The sequence below is a fragment of the Desulfosporomusa polytropa genome (assembly GCF_055380075.1).
The window spans coordinates 4,589,033-4,607,797 of sequence record NZ_AP042400.1; the positions used below are offsets into that span (position 1 = coordinate 4,589,033).

Below are 18,765 nucleotides of genomic sequence, written 5' to 3' on the forward strand. Positions count from 1 at the left end.
TGTGTTAGGGGGAATGAGCTTGTTAAAGAATGTGATGGGTCTAATTAATTTGCATGAAAGCCATGAGTCATTCCGGGAGATAACCAAGCACCGGCCGCTGGCGGCTATTCCTTTTGCTGGCCGGTATCGGTTGATAGACTTTGTGCTATCAAATTTTATTAATTCCGGGATAACCAATGTCGGTATTTTATCAGCAGGCAATTCCCGCGCACTTTCCGACCATATCCGCTCTGGTAAGGAGTGGGACTTGGTTCGTAAACGGGATGGCTTATTTTTATTGCCATCATGGCAGACGGGCGCGGTGCAAGGGTCATTTCCCAGCGATTTAACGGATTTTTTCAGTAATCTTGACTATATTAAAAGCAGTCGTCAGCGGTTTGCCCTGCTTTCTGGCAGCCGGGCGGTTTGTAATATTAACTATGAGGCTGCGTATTACTATCATTTGGAGAAAAAGGCAGATATAACTGTATTATATAAAGAGTATACTAGTGCAGAGGCCAAGAGTCTGTCTGGGGTTACTATGTTCAAAACAGCGGGTGATGGTCGAGTTGTCGACATGGAGATATGTCCGGTGAATACCCATAGCAGCAAATTATCACTGGAGATGTATCTGATGGATCGGCACTTGCTGGTGGATTTGATTGATGCCAGTGTGTCACGGGGTGGGACTAATTTCGCTCGTGATTGTATTATGAAAAACATAGAAAATCTTAAAATTTACGGATTTCCATTTAATGGATATTTGGCTCGCATTGACTCTCTGCAAAACTATTTTAACCATAGTATGAAGCTTTTGACTCCGGAAATATGGCAGGAGATCTTTTTTGCCAACGGCTCCATTTATACCAAGGTAAAAGATGAAGCACCAGCAAAGTACCAGCGGGATGCTGTCGTTACATCGTCGCTGGTAGCTAATGGTTCAGTTATAGCAGGTAATGTCGAAAATAGTATTTTGTTTCGTGGTGTCAAGGTACATAAAGATGCCCGGGTGAGCAATAGTATTGTTATGCAAAAAGGGGAAATTGGTCCAGGTGCCGTTATCGAAAATGTAATCTTTGATAAAGATGTGAAAATTACAGCAGGTAAAAAACTCAAGGGAGAATTAAATCACCCGATTGTGATCGAAAAGGGGACGGTGATTTAATGCTAAAAGTACTATTTGTGGCCTCTGAGGCAGCGCCTTTTGCCAAAACGGGCGGCTTGGGCGAGGTGATTGGCTCTTTACCCAAGGAACTGAGAAAGCAAGAACTTGATGTTCGGGTCATTATGCCTAAATACAGTGCAATTCCGAGCGAGTTTACCAGGCAGATGGTGCAAAAGGCAGCGCTTACCGTGCCTGTGGGCTGGCGTCAACAATATGCCGGGCTGTTTGAACTAGCTTATCAGGGGATTACCTGGTATTTTGTCGATAATGAGTACTATTTTAAGCGTGACAGTCTTTACGGCCATTACGACGAAGCTGAGCGTTTCGCCTATTTTTGCCGGGCAGTACTAGCAGCATTACCTCAGCTGGATTTTATACCGGACATTATTCACTGCCACGATTGGCAGACCGGGCCGCTGGCTGCCATGCTCAAATTGCAATATTTGGTGAGAAATAAATATGCAGCAATTAAAACGGTGTTTACTGTCCATAACTTAATGTATCAGGGGATTTTTCCAGGCGAAATACTGAGTGACTTGCTTGGTTTACCAATCAGTGCTTTTACGGCCGACGGGTTGGAGTTTCATGGAAAGGTAAACTATTTAAAAGGCGGGCTGGCTTTCAGCGATAGTATTACTACCGTCAGTAAGTCCTATGCTGAGGAGATTCAGCAGCCGTATTTTGGCGAAAATCTGGATGGTTTCCTGGTTAAGCGGCAAGCTGACACCTATGGTATTATTAACGGTATTGATTATGAGGTATATAATCCAGCTAATGATCCAGATATTTATACGAACTATACCTGGCGGGGTACCAACAAACGGCTTGATAACAAGCTTGCGTTGCAAAGTGAAGTAGGACTGCCTGTAGACAAGCAGATTCCGATTATTGGCATTGTTTCCCGCCTGGTAGCTTCAAAGGGTTTGGATTTGATTGCCCATGTCATGGAAGAATTGTTAGCCCTTGATGTGCAGGTGCTGGTGCTGGGAACCGGGGAGGCACGTTATGAGCAACTGTTTCGTGATGCAGCCTGGCGTCATCCGAATAAGGTTTCGGCAAATATTAGCTTCTCTGATAAATTAGCCCACCGGATTTACGCTGGCTCAGATTTGTTTTTGATGCCTTCGCGATTTGAACCTTGTGGCATTAGTCAGCTGATTGCGCTTAGGTATGGCAGTATTCCGCTTGTGCGTCAGGTGGGCGGTCTCAAGGATACTGTTATCCCTTTTAATCCGGAAACAGGGGCCGGGAATGGTTTTACCTTTACCAACTACAATGCACATGAGATGCTCCGGACAGTGGAGCAGGCGGTAGCACTGTACCAGGACAAAACAAAGTGGAATAAATTGATTAAAAATGCCATGCAGGATGAACATAGCTGGCAGCAATCAGCCAGCGAGTATTGCCAGCTTTATAAGAAGCTATGTGGGATTGATTAAAGTAGTTATATAGATATATGGGACTGATATTTTATTTTTTTACCTAAAAGCGTAAGGGGGATGGATCAATGTTTGAATCAAAAGAGCAGTTTAAACAAGCGTTTATTGAGAAAATCCAAAATCTGTTCGGACAGAGTCTGGAGGAATCGTCAACTGCTGATAAGTATGTAGCCTTGAGCACACTGATTCGTGAGATCATCAACAAACGCTGGTATCAGTCCAATCAACAGTACAGCACTAGTAAAGAAAAGCAAGTGTATTACTTTTCTATGGAATTTTTACTCGGACGACTGCTGAGCAGTAATTTATTTAATCTAGGGATGACCGAGGTATGCTGCCAGGGGCTTAAAGAATTAGGTATTGAATTAACGGAGCTCGAAGTAGTAGAGCATGATGCCGGGCTGGGTAATGGCGGTTTAGGGCGGTTAGCGGCTTGTTTTTTAGATTCTATGGCGTCCTTGCATCTGCCAGGGCATGGTACCGGCATTCGTTTCCGTCATGGGATGTTTGAGCAAAAAATTGTTGACGGTTATCAGGTTGAGCTGCCTGACAATTGGCTCAGAGACGGCTATGTATGGGAAACACGTAAGGCTGACCGGGCCGTTACTGTCAAGTTTGGCGGCAATGTCCGGTTAGAACAGCAAGGCGGACGGCTTGCTGCCATTCATGAAAATTATGAGCCGGTGCTGGCTGTACCGTATGATGTGCCGATTGTTGGCGCCAATTGTAATACTGTGAACACCTTGCGCTTATGGAGTGCAGAAACCAATCAATTTGATTTATCCTCATTTAGTAAAGGTGATTTTTTAAAAGCAGTAGAGGCAAAATATTCCCTAGAGGCTACCTCGCAGATACTCTATCCGGATGATAATTACCCTGAGGGCAAAACGCTTAGGCTGAAGCAGCAGTACTTTTTTGTTTCCGCCGGATTGCAGAGTATTGTCCGGCGCTACAAACGGACCCATGGGGGAACTCCGGCTGATTTGGCTAATTTTCATAAAAAAATTGCGGTTCATATTAATGATACCCACCCGGCACTGGCGGTGCCGGAGCTTATGCGTATCCTTATGGATGAAGAGGGTTTGGGCTGGGATCAAGCTTGGTATGTCACCAGGAATACAATATCGTATACCAATCATACCATTCTTCCGGAGGCACTGGAAAAATGGCCGGTTGATCTGGTTCAGGCGCTATTGCCGCGCATGTATATGATTATAAATGAGCTGAATGAACGCTTTTGTGCATTGCTTTGGAAGAAATATCCTGGTGACTGGGAGCGAATTCGAGACATGGCCCTGATTGGCGACGGTTATGTCCATATGGCACATTTGGCCGTTGTTGGTAGTCACAGTGTTAATGGTGTAGCTGAAGTGCACAGCAATATCCTGAAAAACGAGGTTATGGCACCTTTCCATCAGTTTTTTCCACACCGCTTTAATAATAAAACCAATGGTGTTACTCACCGCCGCTGGCTGGCCAAAGCCAACCCTGATCTCGCAGCATTGATTACTGAGGCAATCGGTCCGGGCTGGTTGGCGCATCCGGACGAACTGGCAAACCTGCATCGATTTGCGCATGATTCAGGGTTTCAGAGCCGTATAAAGTCTGTCAAGCAGGCTAACAAAGAGCGGCTGGCTAACTATATCCAGGGAAAAATGGGCATCGCTGTTGATGTGAACTCCATTTTTGATGTTCAGATAAAACGGATTCATGCCTATAAGCGACAGACTTTGAATGCTCTCCATATTCTTGATTTGTACAACCGATTAAAAGCCGACCCTGATCTTGACATCGAGCCGCGTACCTTTATCTTTGCAGGTAAGTCGGCTACCGGCTATTATCTGGCTAAACGAATTATTAAGTTTATCAATACCCTGGCTCAGATTATTAATAATGACCCAGCTATCGGCGGCAAAATTAAGGTTGTCTTTTTGGAAAACTACAGTGTTTCGCTGGCTGAGCTCATTATTCCGGCAGCCGATGTCAGCGAGCAGATATCGACAGCCAGCAAGGAGGCTTCAGGTACAGGCAATATGAAGCTGATGATGAACGGAGCTATTACTATTGGTACACTTGATGGTGCAACTATTGAGATTAAAGACGAGGTTGGCGACAATAATATTGTTATTTTTGGTTTGACAGCAGAGCAAGTCCTAAATTATTATAAATTCGGCGGTTACAATGTGCTGGATATATATAATGGTAATCCCCGGATTAAATTAGTGGTCGATCAACTGGTAAATGGATTTCTGCCAGTCAGTCCGGATGAATTTGACTGTATTCATCATTCGCTCATGCGTACTAATGATGAATATTTCGTATTGAAGGATTTTGCTGATTACGCTGCAGCGCAGGATCGGCTTAATAGCCTGTATAGCAAACAACGCTGCTGGCAGGCGATGGCTATTAATAATATTGCTTTTTCTGGCCGATTTGCCAGTGACCGTACGGTATCAGAATATGCTATTGGTATTTGGAAGATTAAGCCGGTAGTTATTAGAGAAGATTAAACCTGGAGGTAAACCGGGGATGAATGAGCATTGGATATTACATAACTCCCACAACAAGGATTTCCGCAGCCCCTTTGGGGCTGCTTCTTGTCATAGTGAGATAACACTTAGATTGCTTATTGCTGCGCGGCAGCAGTCGGCTGTTGTATTGCCAGACGCTGTGCAACTACGGTTGTGGCAGGACGGTTGTGGTGAAACCATCCTCGACATGTGTCTTAGTGAGCAGTCGCAGGAGGAGTGCTGGTATGAGGTTGTTTTTGCTGCCTCGTCTGTACCGGGCGTTCTCTGGTACTACTTTATTGTCAGGCAGGGCGGACAGCTTTTTTATTATGGTAATAATGCCGAAGAAACAGGCGGTGTGGGGCAAATTACTGCTTGCCCACCGCCATCCTATCAGATCAGTACCTACCTTGCGGGAGCTGTTACGCCAGGCTGGTTTAAACATGCGGTCATCTATCAGGTTTTTGTTGACAGATTCTACAATGGCTTGCCAGACGGGAAATTTCTCAATCCCCGTCCAGGCAGTCTCCTTCACGCTAACTGGCAGGATACGCCGGTTTATACTCGCGACATGGATACAGGCGCTATCCTGGCCTACGATTTTTTTGGCGGCAATTTATCCGGGGTTATTGCTAAGCTGCCTTATCTGGTCGAATTGGGTATTACGGCCCTGTATTTTAATCCGATTTTTGCCGCACCCTCGAACCATAAATATGATACAGCTGACTACTACAGCATTGATCCGATGTTTGGTGACAATGACCTATTTACCCAGTTGTGTGCAGAAGCCAGAGAGCGGGGTATTGCGATTATCCTAGACGGCGTATTCAGTCATACCGGCAGTGATAGTATCTACTTTAACAAGGAAGGTACTTATACGAGCATTGGGGCGTACCAGTCCCCTAAGTCGCCGTACTATTCCTGGTACAAATTCACTGAGTATCCCGAAAAATATGAGTCCTGGTGGGGTGTTGACAATTTACCCAATGTCAATGAGGAAGATGAGTCCTACCAAAAATTTATCATTGAGGCTGCTGATAGTGTACTTAAACACTGGCTTAAAGCCGGGGTTAAGGGCTGGCGGCTGGATGTAGCTGATGAGCTGCCAGAAAGTTTTTTGAAGAATTTCTATAAAACGCTCAAACAAACCGATCCAGAAGCCGTATTAATCGGCGAGGTTTGGGAGGATGCTTCCCGCAAGGTGTCTTATGGGCAGCTGCGGCAATACTTTAATGGCACTGAACTGGATGGTGTAATGAATTATCCATTTCGTAAGCTTGTGCTGGATTTCATGTTGGGGAGGAAAGCGGCGCAGGATATGCACCGCGCGCTGTTTAGCCTCTATGAAAATTATCCGAAAGAGAATTTTTATGCCAATATGAATATTATCGGCAGCCATGATGTGCCGCGCATTTTGACACTGTTGGCTCAGGCACCGGCTGAGGAAAGTCAGAGCAAGCTTGGAGCTTTTAAACATAAGCTTTTGCCGACCCAACGAGAGCTAGGGATTGCCCGCCTCAAGCTGGTCGTATTGTGGCAAATGACCTTCCCGGGTGCACCCTGCATCTATTACGGCGATGAAGCCGGACTGGAAGGCTATAGTGATCCGTTAAACCGTCGCACCTACCCCTGGGGACAGGAGCAGGCAGACTTGGTATCCTGGTACAAACAAGTAGTAGGGCTTCGCCAGCAATACCCGGTCTTGCAGACTGGCGAATGGCTGCCGCTGTTGGCTGAGAATCATGTGTACGGCTATGTGCGGCGTATCAAGGGCGGTCAGGATATTTTTGGCGAGTTGGCAGCAGATAACACGGCTATTGTTTTTCTAAATCGCAGCAGCCAGCAATCGGCTAGGGTGGAGTTTGATCCTCAGATTTGGTTTGCCGATCAGGACTATGTTGAAGATGGTTTGACTGGTGAAAAAATAACATTGCCAGATCATGGCGATTTGACAATGTTATTGCCGCCCCTGAGCGGCAGACTGCTAATTGCCGAGCCTAACCAACCGGGAAACCAGCGAGCAAGTGGTATTCTGTTGCACCCGACATCGCTGCCTTCGCCGTTTGGCATTGGTGATTTAGGGTCGTCAGCCTATGAATTTGTTGATTTTTTAGCAAAAGCCAAGCAGCAAGTGTGGCAGATGTTACCACTCAATCCGGTGGGATTTGGTGAATCTCCTTATCAGTGTTTGTCGGCGTTTGCCGGTAATGAGTGGTTAATTTCGCCGGAAAAGCTTGTAGAAGCTGGCTGGTTGACCGAGGCGGAATTGCCGTTATCAGCTGTTAGTCGGCAAGACCCTGCCTGCATTGACTTCCCTCAGATCAAGCTCTGGAAAGAAACGCTATTCCGTTTGGCTTTTGCACGGTTTACACAGCAGGAAGAGACAACAGATTATCAAAACTTTATCCAGACCACAGAGGACTGGCTGCCAGATTATGCACTGTTTGCTGCTCTCAAAAAGAAGTTTCGGGGTTTGCCCTGGAATCAATGGGATCGCGGTATCAGACTGCGGGAAGCTGCTGCGATGGACTATTATCGGCAGGAACTGGCGGCAGAGGTAGCCTATCAGAAGTTTTTACAGTTTGTTTTTTGGCAGCAATGGCAAGAGGTGAAAATCTATGCCAGTCACCGGTGTATCCGGTTGCTGGGCGATGTGCCGCTATTTATGGCGCATGATAGTGCCGATGTCTGGGCCAATCCGGAGCTATTTCAACTGGACGCGGTTGGCAACCCGGCGAAGGTGGCGGGTGTACCGCCTGACTATTTCAGCGATAGTGGACAATTGTGGGGCAATCCGCTCTATGACTGGGAACAGCAAGCCCAAGATGACTACCGCTGGTGGCGTCGGCGCTTAGCGTGGCTGCATACACTTTTTGACAGCATTCGAATTGACCATTTCCGGGGTTTTGAGGCCTACTGGGAAATTCCCGCCGGCGAATCAACGGCTGTGAAGGGACGTTGGGTACCTGGTCCAGGTTCAACATTCTTTGCCGTATTGGAAAAATATCTGGGCAAGCTACCATTGGTGGCAGAAGATTTAGGTGTTATTACGCCCTCAGTCAACAAACTAAAGCATAGATTTGGCTATCCGGGCATGAAAGTGCTGCAGTTTAGTTTTGGCGATGGTCAGTCGGCACCGGATTTCCCCCATAATACTGGTTGCAATACGATTGCCTATACAGGTACGCATGATAATGATACTCTCTTAGGCTGGTACCAAAAACTGATTAGTACTGAGCCGCGGCTGCAGCGAATTATCCTGGACCATCTTGCCAGACTGCAAGTAGACAGCGACAAAAGTGATGCCGGTGTGTGTGAACAGCTTATTCGCCTGACCTATCAGAGCCAGGCTGACACGGTTATCTTGCCGCTCCAGGATGTACTTGGTTTGGATACCACTGCGCGGATGAATATCCCTGGTACGGTAGGAGGCAACTGGTGCTGGCGCCTTCAGCCAGGGATGCTTACTGATAAAATCGCAGCCCGGTTACTTAATTGGACAAGACTTGGCGGTCGTGCATAATACAGCAACTATGCAAAAAAAATCAACAAAAATTGCATAGGTATGCAATTTTTGGTAAGGATATATTGCTTAAAAACAGCTTGTTTGTGGATAATACGCACTTTGTAAGGGCTTTTTTCTTGGCGTGATTCTTGCATGATAATTGGGCAGTATCGTTAAGAATGAGAGCGTGAATAATTCATGAATATATTGCTGGTTGATGATGATGCTGGCTCTTTGTTAGGCATGAAATTTGCGATTGAGATGATGGGCTACAACTGTGATGATTATTTATCACCGCTGGAAGCTATTGAAAATTACTTGCCTGAACATCATGATGTTGCGGTAATCGACTACCAGATGCCAGACATAAATGGCTTTGAGGTTCTGGAAAAAATGCGGGTTAAGAACCCTGACCTTACGGCCATTATTATATCTGGGTGCATCGATATCAAGGCTGAGACAAAAGGGCAGCCATATATCTTCTTAAAAAAGCCATTGGGAGACGACTTCTTCCGGGTGTTAAAAGAGATAGCGATAAGCCATGCAGCAACCAATAGCTAATTATGCCTATTGGTATGTCAAGCAGGAAATACCGTGATTTGACAGAACAATACATAATATTGCATATTTCTATAGAAAGGGACGAATCAATGAATTTAAAAAATAAGCTTACGCTAATCTTTTCGGTGTTGTCGGCATTAATGCTTTTGGTGTCATCAATGGCGGGATATATGTTTACTAAAGAACAAGTACTTACAGGAATTCAGGCTGAAATGACGGCTAGTGTAAATGCTCATGTAAATAAATTGGACGGTTGGCTTATTAGTAAAGCAAAAATGTTAGAAATAACAGCTGGTACGCTGCAAAGTTCATTTGGTGACAATGAAATAACTGTGCCCATGTTAGCTGGCTATAAGACTGCAGATAAAGAGATATCTGATGCATATTTTGCTTCTGTAGCAGGGCAGCTTGTGGATGGAAGTGGCTGGACTGCCCCTGCGGGTTATGACCCGCGTACCCGGAGTTGGTACAAGTCAGGCATGGAGCAGGGAAAACTTGCTTTTGGTGAGCCTTATTTGGATGGAGCAACTAAACAAATGGTGGTACCAGTGGTAATGCCCTACAAAGGCTTGACAGGCCAATTACGCGGAATTATGGCTCAGGATATCCAGCTGCAAACACTTGTTGACAATGTACAGAGTATCAACCTCAAGGGTCAGGGCTATGCTTATTTATTTGACGCCAAAGGCTTTATGCTGGCTCACCCGGACAAGGAGATAGTGTCGAAGAATGTCTTTGAAGAAGCGAATTTGAAAGATATGTCAGCTTCTATTAAGGAAATGATAAGCAAAGAGCAAGGCTTTACTAAGTACAGTAAGAATGACGAGGCCATGCTGGTGGTTTACCAGAAAGTGCCATCAACTGGCTGGATTATGGCAATAACTGTGCCTGAAAAGGTTGTTTTTAAACCATTGGCTAATTTGCAGTGGCTGTTGGCGCTGGTAGCTATTATCGCGGTTATTATCGTGGTTGCGGTTACTTTTGTAATGGCGAAGCGCATAACCAGACCGATAGAAGTTCTGGCAACGCAAGTAGATAGGGTAGCTGATGGAGATCTTACGGTACAAGCGCAAGTTGACGGTCAAGATGAGATTGCCAAACTTGCAACTGGCTTTAATAAAATGGTTCATAATTTGCGGAATTTGATCGTACATGTGAATACTAATGCCGAGCTGGTGGCGGCTTCGTCGGAAGAACTTACCGCCAGTGCCCAGGAATCGGCGCAGGCATCTAATCAAGTGGCAGGTTCGGTGACCGAAATAGCCGCAGGCGCGGAGAAACAACTGGCGGCGGTAGGACAGACTTCCCGTGTAGTGGAAAAGATGACAGCAAGTATTCAACAGGTGGGTGCCGGGGCTAAACAAGCTGCAGCGAAATCCTTACAAGCAGCTGCGAAGGCCAAAGAAAGCGGCACTTCTATTGACAAGGCTATTACCCAGATGGGACTAATTGAAAAGACGGTTAATACCTCGGCCGAGGTAGTTGCCAATTTAGGCGAGCGGTCCAAAGAAATTGGGCAGATTGTGGACACGATATCAGGAATAGCCGGGCAGACAAACCTATTGGCGCTTAATGCGGCCATTGAGGCTGCGCGGGCCGGGGAACAAGGCCGCGGGTTTGCTGTGGTGGCCGATGAAGTTCGGAGATTGGCTGAGCAGTCACAAGAGGCAGCAAAAAAAATCGCGGCTCTTATCAGCGAAATTCAGGGAGATACGGATAAAGCTGTTTCAGCCATGGATAACGGAACACGCGAAGTTAACCGGGGGACTGAGGTCATAAACGTTGCCGGCAGTGCATTCCGGGAGATTGAGGAACTGGTCGTGCAAGTGTCGAAGCAGATAACCGAAATTTCTACAGCCATGCAACAGATGGATACTGGCAGTCAGCAGATAGTCTCATCAGTGAAGGTGATTGATGAGCTGAGCAAAATGGAAGCAGGTGAAGCGCAGACTGTATCGGCCGCAACGGAAGAACAGTCGGCGTCTATGCAGGAAATTGCGGCGTCAAGCCAAACGCTGGCAAAAATGGCAGAAGAATTGCAGATGGCTATTCAACAATTCAAAGTGTAAAATAAGCGGGAGCAATCCCGCTTATTTTATTTTCCAGCTGGAAAGTATAACTTTCCCTGGATTGAACGACTAAGGCTTGTGCCGGCGACGCACCCGGATGGTGCTAGTGCCGATTGCGCCATGGATGGCATAGCAATCAGCCGTCCTACAACGCTTCGCCGCTGGCGCTTAACCTCCGCTTATGCATAACGGCCGCCTGTACCTCCGTACTATTTACTCCTGATACCCTTCGTAACTCCCGTAACCTCCCGGCCTTTGCCGGAAAAAGCGTTCCGCAGGAGAAAAGCCGGGCGGTATTCCGTTAAGAAATCCGTACTGTTTGAGCGTAGCGAGTTTACGGATTTTAGGAATATCGCCTGGCTTTTCAGCTTTTGGAGGCTTTGGGCCTAGACTTTTTGTTACTTTTGTGGCAATGACAAAAGTAAAACCCCTCTCTTTGTATTCCATTGATTCAACTTAACCGCCGATTTTACTTGTCAATCATGTGGGAGATGTATCCCCGCTACTACAATAGGGTTCATGGATTTGAGTACCGAATTTCGGATGTACTCGAAGCCAAAGGACCGCGTTAGCGGTTTTCCTTAGCAGCTGCGAGAGCCTTAACCAGAAGATATAGGCCAAGGTTAAGGCTCTCGCTTGCGGTGCTATTGATTTTTGCGTAGTTTTTGTCAAGGATACAGGGATTTTGAGCTAATATACCGAATTAACTATAAAATACTATGTGACAACGCTGTAAGTATAAGGCTGGTGCGAAATAGTGCTAAAACGCTGGACTTTTGTAATTGTTTTTTGTGTGGGGCTGTTCTGTATAGTTAGCTTTGATACGAGTTACTGCCAGCAGGAAAGTGAACGATATACCTGGGTTTTGAATAGATTTACTGAACAGTTGGAGAAATCACTGCAAGATGAAGTAGGGCAGAGTTTACATGTGGTAGAAGACGTAAAGGTGTTTATACAGCTGAGGGAAACTCTACCAGATAAGGCGGTTTTTGAGCGGTATGTTGCTGCCTCAATCAAACACTATCCGGCGATAACGGCTATAGCATATTTTGACGAAACAGATACCATGCGTTATTGGTATCCGGCGAATTTGGGTGTATCCTTGGGTGGCACAAATTTATCTGATACAAGCTTTGCTGACGTTACACATAAAGCTGAACGCGAGAAGCGGACAACAGTCAATAAAGTGCCAGTGCAAACGCCAAACGGGTTTGCTATTTTTGCACTGAGAGCCCCAGTGTTTGAGGGGGAACAGTTTCGTGGCCTGGTTTTAGTTAACTTTGTGGCAGACAAAGTTTTTCAGGAGGCCGTAGGCAAGGTTGGACCAATGCGTGCGAATAATGCGGGAAGTTATTATGTTGAGATATTGGCAGAGGACGGCGATCCATTATATCGGCTTAATCAATTGGCAGTCCAGTCATCTGTCCAGGAAATTATCCTGCCGATTGCAGATACATACTGGCAAGTAAGGGTTGGTTGGAGTAATTTGCCTCAGCCTAGTCTTTATATGCGCGGGCTTATCTGGGGATTGGGTGGTAGTGCGTTAATCCTATTGTTGGTTTTCCTTAATAGCATGTTCCGTAGGCAAGAGTGGCTTGCACAGGCGGTTGCTGAACAAACAAAAAAACTTCAGTTGAAAAACCAACAGTTGGAATTGGAAATTATGGAACATGAAGATACCGTGCAGGCCTTACTTACGAGTGAGCACAGGCTGGCTGCATTGATTTCTGCTGTGCCAGATATACTGCTCAGGGTTAGCAGGGACGGAATCATTCTCGATGTTGAAGCTAAGAAGCCAGCAGAATTGTATTTGCCGCGCGAGCAGATATTGAATAAAAATCTAGCGGAAGCGTTAGCGGCTGAGATTTTGCCTGCCGGTGTATATGGCAAATTCGTGGAATTAAGCAAAAACATGGTTGCTGGCGAATTGGTAACAGAAGAATATCAATTAGTAATAAATGGTATAAAACAAGAATTTGAAGCCCGTCTGGCAGTGAGCACCAAGGATGAAATAGTAATTATCATTCGTAATATTACCGAGAAAAAGCAGGATGAAGCCTGTGACCGAATATTAATGCAAACAGCGGTCAAGGTGTTGGAAGAGGCCAGCATAGAGGAAATACTCAATTATGTCTGTGAGCAATTGGAGGCTATTTTTGAAGTATCGCTTGTGAGGGTCATTTTGCAGGATGCTGATGACAGTATCAGGATAAGTGCGGCCGAGGGGAAACTAGCTATAGCAACAGGGAGCAGTAGTCTAAACTGCTCTGCTACAGGTCGGCTGAGTAGCTTAGCCATTAAGACTGGCACAATCCAAGTGGTTCAATGCAAAGATGATTTGTCATGCTGGCAAGAACAACTTATAGCTGAGTTACAGCTTGATAAGGCCGAGATTCAGTCGGAGATTGCATTGCCACTGAACCTGAAGGGGAGTACGGTAGGGGCATTTTATCTCATAAGTACGAAGCCAAATTATTGGGATGAACGGATTGTGACCCGGTTGCAGAGTTTTTCTCATCAGTTGTCTATTGCTATCAGCGCCGCCAGAGATCGTCAGCGCCGCAGACTGCTGACAGTCGGATTAGAAGCAGCTGCCAATGCCATTGTTTTTACTAATAGGGATGGCAATGTGGAATGGATTAATCCGGCTTTTGCGGATTTGACAGGATATACCGAGACTGAGGCTCTCGGACAAAACCTGATGGTGTTGTCAGGCTATCGGGATGAAGGCTTCTGTCAGCGCTTTTGGCAGCAGCTCAATTCTACGGCTGAGGCGTGGCGGGGTGAATTCGCCCACTATCGGAAGGATGGCAGTCTGTATGAAGAGGTTATGACCATTACGCCTGTTCGGAATAACTACGGGGAAATTGTAAACTTCATTACGATAAAAGAAGATATAACTGAACAAAAAATGGCGGCAGCAGCTATGGCCAAGGCCGATGCGGTAAGAGCGCAAGCCGAAAAGCTGTCTTCACTGGGGACCATGGCAGCCGGTTTGTCCCATGAGATTAATCAGCCGCTCAACTCGATCAAAATGATCGCTAGCGGGATGGTCTATGCGTACCATAATGGCAAAGAGCGGCCGGCAGAAGATATCATGCGCAATGTGGCTGAGATCTCCAACCAAGCTGATCGCATTAATAACATAATTACGCACATGCGGAGCTTTATCCGGCGAGATGAAAGCCGAGTGACCTACTGCCAGGTTAATGAGGCTATAGAACAATCGCTTAAAATTATTGGCAGTCAATTAATAGCGCATGGAATTAGAGTGCATAAAGAGTTGGCTGAACAATTGCCACGTATTTATGCTATGCCTACAGCGCTGGAAGAACTTGTGGTTAATTTGGCAGCTAATGCTATGCAAGCGATGGAGGCGGGAGAATGCCAGGACAAGCGGCTCACGATCCGAACTTGGTCAGATAAGAATAACGTGTATATTCAAATCTCCGATAATGGGCCAGGCATACAGACTACGCACAGAACCAAGGTGTTTGAACCGTTTTTTTCTACCAAACCTGGCAGTGATAATCTTGGTTTGGGATTATCGATAGTGCAGTCTATTGTTACCTCCTGCAAGGGAACCATTAGCATTGTTTCGGGTGAAAATGAAGGAGCCGCATTTTTGATTACCTTTCCGGGTGTAAGTGAAGAAGGAGTTTAGGGGGTTAAGCTATGGAAATATTGCTGGTAGATGACGACAGACATAGCCGGGAAGCAGTGGCCTGGTTCTTGCGCGAACAGGAGCATGCGGTAACTGAGTGCGATAATGCGGAGCAGGCGTTGGCTAAGTGGAAGTTGGCCGATTATCCTCTCGTGCTATCTGACATTCAGATGCCAGGTATGTCCGGGATTGAACTGGCTCAGGCCATTACCGAGCAGCCTGACAGCTGGCGGACAGATGTTGTGCTATTTACTGGTTATGGCGATATGAAAACAGCGGTAGCGGCTTTGCGGGCCGGAGCCTATGATTATTTACTGAAGCCTGTTGATGCCCAGGAACTGGCGGTTATTGCGCAACGAGTGTCAGAACATCAGTCATTATTACGGGAGAATAAAGAACTGACTGAAAATTTTGACGCTCAGCTCCAGTCTGCGACCAAGAATACCGAACAGGAGCTAACCCGCATGCGGAAGCTGGTTGCTGCAACGGTTATCGGCAATGTGGGGGTCTTTTCTGCAAGCATGCAGCACGTGGCTGGCCTTGCCCAACGTTTCCACACAGATAGGGCACTGCCTGTGCTGATTCAAGGGGAAACAGGTACAGGCAAAGAAGTAGTCGCGCGTATCGTCCATTATGGCTCTAACCTGAAAGCGACGTCAGGACCACTTGTTGAAATTAACTGTGCAGCCATTCCGCAGAACCTGTTTGAGACCGAGCTATTCGGCTACGAGGGCGGGTCGTTTAGTGGCAGCTCAAGCCGTGGGCAAAAAGGCAAACTAGATGCTGCGGCCGGAGGCACGCTGTTTTTGGATGAAGTGGCCGAGATGCCGCCAGAGATGCAAGCCAAACTGCTGAGAGTCCTTGAGTCCAAGGAATATTATCGGGTCGGCGGTTTAAAAAAAATAAAGACAGATGTTCGGATTATCTGCGCCACGAATGTTGATCTTGAAAAAAAAATGGAAGAGGGCTCATTCCGGCGTGATCTCTATTATCGCTTGAAAATTGGACATATTGTGATTCCGTCCCTTAGAGAGCGGCGGGAGGAAATTGTGCCGCTTGCGGAGATGTTTTTACAGGAGTTTACCCAAACCAAAAGAAAACGCTTTGTTAGCATTAGTTATCAGGCCGGGCAGCTGCTAAAACAGTATAATTGGCCTGGAAATGTGCGGGAATTGCGCAATGCGATGGAATGGGCAGTTTTTATGTATGATGATGCCGAACTTCAACCATGCCACTTGGAAAAAATTGTGCAAGAATGTGCAGCAGCTTCTGTAGTTGGGAAGTCTGCAGACAGTACGAAACAAAAACAGGTGGTACTGCCTTTGCCGGACGGAGGTCTATCAATAAAAGAATATAATGATCTCATTATTCAGGCGGTCCTTGATGCGCATAAGGGCAACCAGACGGCAACTGCCAAATATCTGGATATGTCACTCAGAGCGTTGTGTTATCGCCTGGATCAAATGCGTCAAAGAAATAGCGGGAAAACAGAAGAGTGAAGCAAATTGTTTTTTGCATACCTACCAATAATTGCATAGCAACTATTGGTAGGTATGCAATTATTGGTATTAAGCAGAGTGAAGTTAGGGATAAGTTGGCGATGTTTGCGAACTGGTTTGATTTTTTTAGGGCGAACTGGTTGATTTAGGAGGCTGTTCAGATAATTCAATAGGAGTATCTACGAGCTTGGTGCGTTTCTTGCATAAATAATGGACAGACGGGGTTGTTTAATACATTATATGCATAAAGCGAGTTGCTCGCTTTATTAGTAAAGGGGTAAAGCACATGAGACGTATCGTCAAACGGAAATTAAATCACTTTAAGCGAATTGGTAGTAGCAACTGGAACCCCTTGGCACATACGTCACTTTATTCCAAACTGGTTATTATTTTATTTCTTGTATTTACAGTAATGGTTTTAGCTTTGACCTATCAATTAGAAGAAAATATAGAATCAAGTCACATTGAACTGGTCAAAGATGAACTACGGTCAATTGCCGCTATTACTGCAGTTTCTATCAACGGAGATTTTGTGGATGATTTGCGTGAGCCTGAGCAGCAGAAAAGCGAGCAATATCTCGCTATCAAAGAATTCTTTGCGCAGCTGATGGAAGCTAATAAACATATTAAAGATATCTATATTATGCGTCAAGGGGCAACAAATAAGGAATTGGTTTTTTTAGTAGATGCTGACCCAGATCCAGCTGAATTTGGTGAGTTATATGATGCTGAAGTCGCACCAGAGATGCTGAGTGGTTTTTACCGGCCGGCAGTAGATGATGAGTTCACTACCGATAAATGGGGAATGACGCTTTCTGGATACGCGCCTGTTAAAAATTATCGAGGGGAAACAGTTGCTATTATCGGTATCGATTATGATGCCCGCAGTATTCAGGATGGGATTAATCAGAGAAAAACACAGATACTGGTGTATTCGCTTGTTAGCATGGCTATTATGCTGCTCGTTAGCCTGGTATTGGCAAAAAGCATAGTTGGTCGGCTAAACACAGTCAAGCGGGCTGTCGATATTATTTTGGAGGATGAGCGCCATGCTCATCAAATGTATCAAGGAAAAGATGAGGTAAACCTACTTGCCTCTCGGGTTAACAAACTGATACAGAAGTTTGCAGTAGAGAGAGAGCAAGTACTTGTTTCAATAATAATGACATTGGTCAATACGTTAGAGGTTAGAGATCGATACACCCATGGGCATTCAGCGGAAGTTGCGGTTATGGCAACAGATATCATGGATGAACTGAGGCTAGATACTGAGGAGAAATTTACGATAAATTTTGCGGCGCTCTTGCATGATATTGGTAAAATTGGCATTGGCGATACCATTCTCAATAAAACAGGCAAGCTTACTGATGATGAATTTGATATTATTAGGCAGCATCCGGTTATTGGTGCGAAAATTTTGGAGGGTATCCCATCACTAAATCAGATTCGAAAAATTGTAAAACATCATCATGAACGCTATGATGGGGGAGGGTACCCTGATGGAGTAGTTGGTCAAGATATTTCTTTCGGATCAAGAATTATCGCGGTGGCAGATAGTTTTCAGGCCATGATTTCTGATAGACCTTACCGACAGGGTATGACACAAGCGGCAGCTATGGAGGAATTAAAGCGGAATAAGGGAACACAGTTCGACCCGGAGATAGTGGATGTATTTTTGGAAATATGTAAGACTAAAAAATATAAAATGTAGTTAGAACTACCTAACTCGAATAACCGTAACCGTAAACGTAAAACGTGAACGGTTATTTTTATTTCCACATCACCAGCAGCGAAGAGTAAAAAACAGAGTGACTAATTATTTTCCGCTAATACGTTTTTCTAACAAATAAGTATTGACAAAATTTAGGCAGGCGCAGTAAAATGGAATTAATATTATACCGGTTCAGTATACATTAGTTATGACAACTAGAAGGTGGTGACATTGTGCAGCTTAACCAGGCCACAGATTATGCCTTTCGCGTAGTACTATATTTAGCCAGGCTGCCCTTTGGGGAGGTGGCAAGCGGGTTAGTTATTGCTGAAAGTCAAAACATTCCGCGGCGGTTTTTGCAAAAGATTATGCGGCTGCTGGCCGCGGCCGGACTGGTAAAATCATACCGCGGTGCGGTGGGCGGGTTTGCCCTGGCTAGGCGAGCGGAGGCCATTACACTCTATGATGCCATTGTGGCGATGGAGGGCCCGCTTGGTATTCACCGCTGCCTGACTGACCGCAGCGTATGCAATCGCCATTGTGGTGAGGAATGTCCGGTACATCAGGCGCTGGCCGCGACACAAGACCGGCTGGCAGCCGACTTAGCCGAGGTTACCTTTGCAGCATTGGCTGCTAAAACAAATAATTTTAATAGGGGGTAGG

10 protein-coding genes are annotated in these 18,765 nt (G+C 45.8%); all 10 read left to right on the plus strand.

All coding sequences use genetic code 11. The features are described from left to right. Positions 1-19 precede the first annotated feature (19 nt). The 10 genes from glgD (at position 20) to ACZ449_RS23205 (ending at position 18,764) form a co-directional block, all read left to right on the plus strand. A complete protein-coding gene (glgD, locus tag ACZ449_RS23160) occupies positions 20-1,144 on the plus strand; it encodes a glucose-1-phosphate adenylyltransferase subunit GlgD (RefSeq protein WP_464258401.1) in 1,125 nt (374 codons plus the stop codon). Beyond that, positions 1,144-2,583 (plus strand): glycogen synthase GlgA, encoded by a 1,440-nt coding sequence (glgA, locus tag ACZ449_RS23165; RefSeq protein ID WP_464258402.1) that lies wholly within the window; start codon positions 1,144-1,146, stop codon positions 2,581-2,583. The genes glgD and glgA overlap by 1 nt, the downstream gene beginning before the upstream one ends. A 68-nt stretch (positions 2,584-2,651) precedes the next feature. Further along, entirely contained in the window at positions 2,652-5,093 is a 2,442-nt protein-coding gene (locus ACZ449_RS23170; RefSeq protein ID WP_464258403.1) for a glycogen/starch/alpha-glucan phosphorylase, read from the plus strand. A gap of 19 nt (positions 5,094-5,112) precedes the next feature. Beyond that, positions 5,113-8,616, plus strand: coding sequence for a bifunctional glycogen debranching protein GlgX/4-alpha-glucanotransferase (locus ACZ449_RS23175; RefSeq protein ID WP_464258404.1), 3,504 nt, complete (start codon positions 5,113-5,115; stop codon positions 8,614-8,616). Between the two features lie 180 nt (positions 8,617-8,796). After that, positions 8,797-9,159 (plus strand): response regulator, encoded by a 363-nt coding sequence (locus ACZ449_RS23180; RefSeq protein WP_464258405.1) that lies wholly within the window; start codon positions 8,797-8,799, stop codon positions 9,157-9,159. Between the two features lie 89 nt (positions 9,160-9,248). After that, the gene (locus ACZ449_RS23185) at positions 9,249-11,228 is read left to right on the plus strand and encodes a methyl-accepting chemotaxis protein (RefSeq protein WP_464258406.1); all 1,980 of its coding nucleotides are present in this window, start codon (positions 9,249-9,251) and stop codon (positions 11,226-11,228) included. Between the two features lie 757 nt (positions 11,229-11,985). Continuing rightward, positions 11,986-14,892 (plus strand): ATP-binding protein, encoded by a 2,907-nt coding sequence (locus ACZ449_RS23190; RefSeq protein WP_464258407.1) that lies wholly within the window; start codon positions 11,986-11,988, stop codon positions 14,890-14,892. Positions 14,893-14,903: 11 nt separating this feature from the next. Further along, positions 14,904-16,391 (plus strand): sigma-54-dependent transcriptional regulator, encoded by a 1,488-nt coding sequence (locus ACZ449_RS23195; protein WP_464258408.1) that lies wholly within the window; start codon positions 14,904-14,906, stop codon positions 16,389-16,391. A gap of 286 nt (positions 16,392-16,677) precedes the next feature. Then, the gene (locus ACZ449_RS23200; protein WP_464258409.1) at positions 16,678-18,102 is read left to right on the plus strand and encodes an HD-GYP domain-containing protein; all 1,425 of its coding nucleotides are present in this window, start codon (positions 16,678-16,680) and stop codon (positions 18,100-18,102) included. Between the two features lie 233 nt (positions 18,103-18,335). Beyond that, positions 18,336-18,764, plus strand: a complete 429-nt coding sequence (locus ACZ449_RS23205) for an RrF2 family transcriptional regulator (RefSeq protein ID WP_464258410.1) — start codon at positions 18,336-18,338, stop codon at positions 18,762-18,764. Position 18,765: the final 1 nt, after the last annotated feature.

Coding starts and splice junctions, on each gene's coding strand:
- glgA (WP_464258402.1), top strand. CDS start 1,144: ATGCTAAAAGTACTATTTGTGGCCTCTGAGGCAGCGCCTTTTGCCAAA.
- ACZ449_RS23170 (WP_464258403.1), top strand. CDS start 2,652: ATGTTTGAATCAAAAGAGCAGTTTAAACAAGCGTTTATTGAGAAAATC.
- ACZ449_RS23175 (WP_464258404.1), top strand. CDS start 5,113: ATGAATGAGCATTGGATATTACATAACTCCCACAACAAGGATTTCCGC.
- ACZ449_RS23180 (WP_464258405.1), top strand. CDS start 8,797: ATGAATATATTGCTGGTTGATGATGATGCTGGCTCTTTGTTAGGCATG.
- ACZ449_RS23185 (WP_464258406.1), top strand. CDS start 9,249: ATGAATTTAAAAAATAAGCTTACGCTAATCTTTTCGGTGTTGTCGGCA.
- ACZ449_RS23195 (WP_464258408.1), top strand. CDS start 14,904: ATGGAAATATTGCTGGTAGATGACGACAGACATAGCCGGGAAGCAGTG.
- ACZ449_RS23200 (WP_464258409.1), top strand. CDS start 16,678: ATGAGACGTATCGTCAAACGGAAATTAAATCACTTTAAGCGAATTGGT.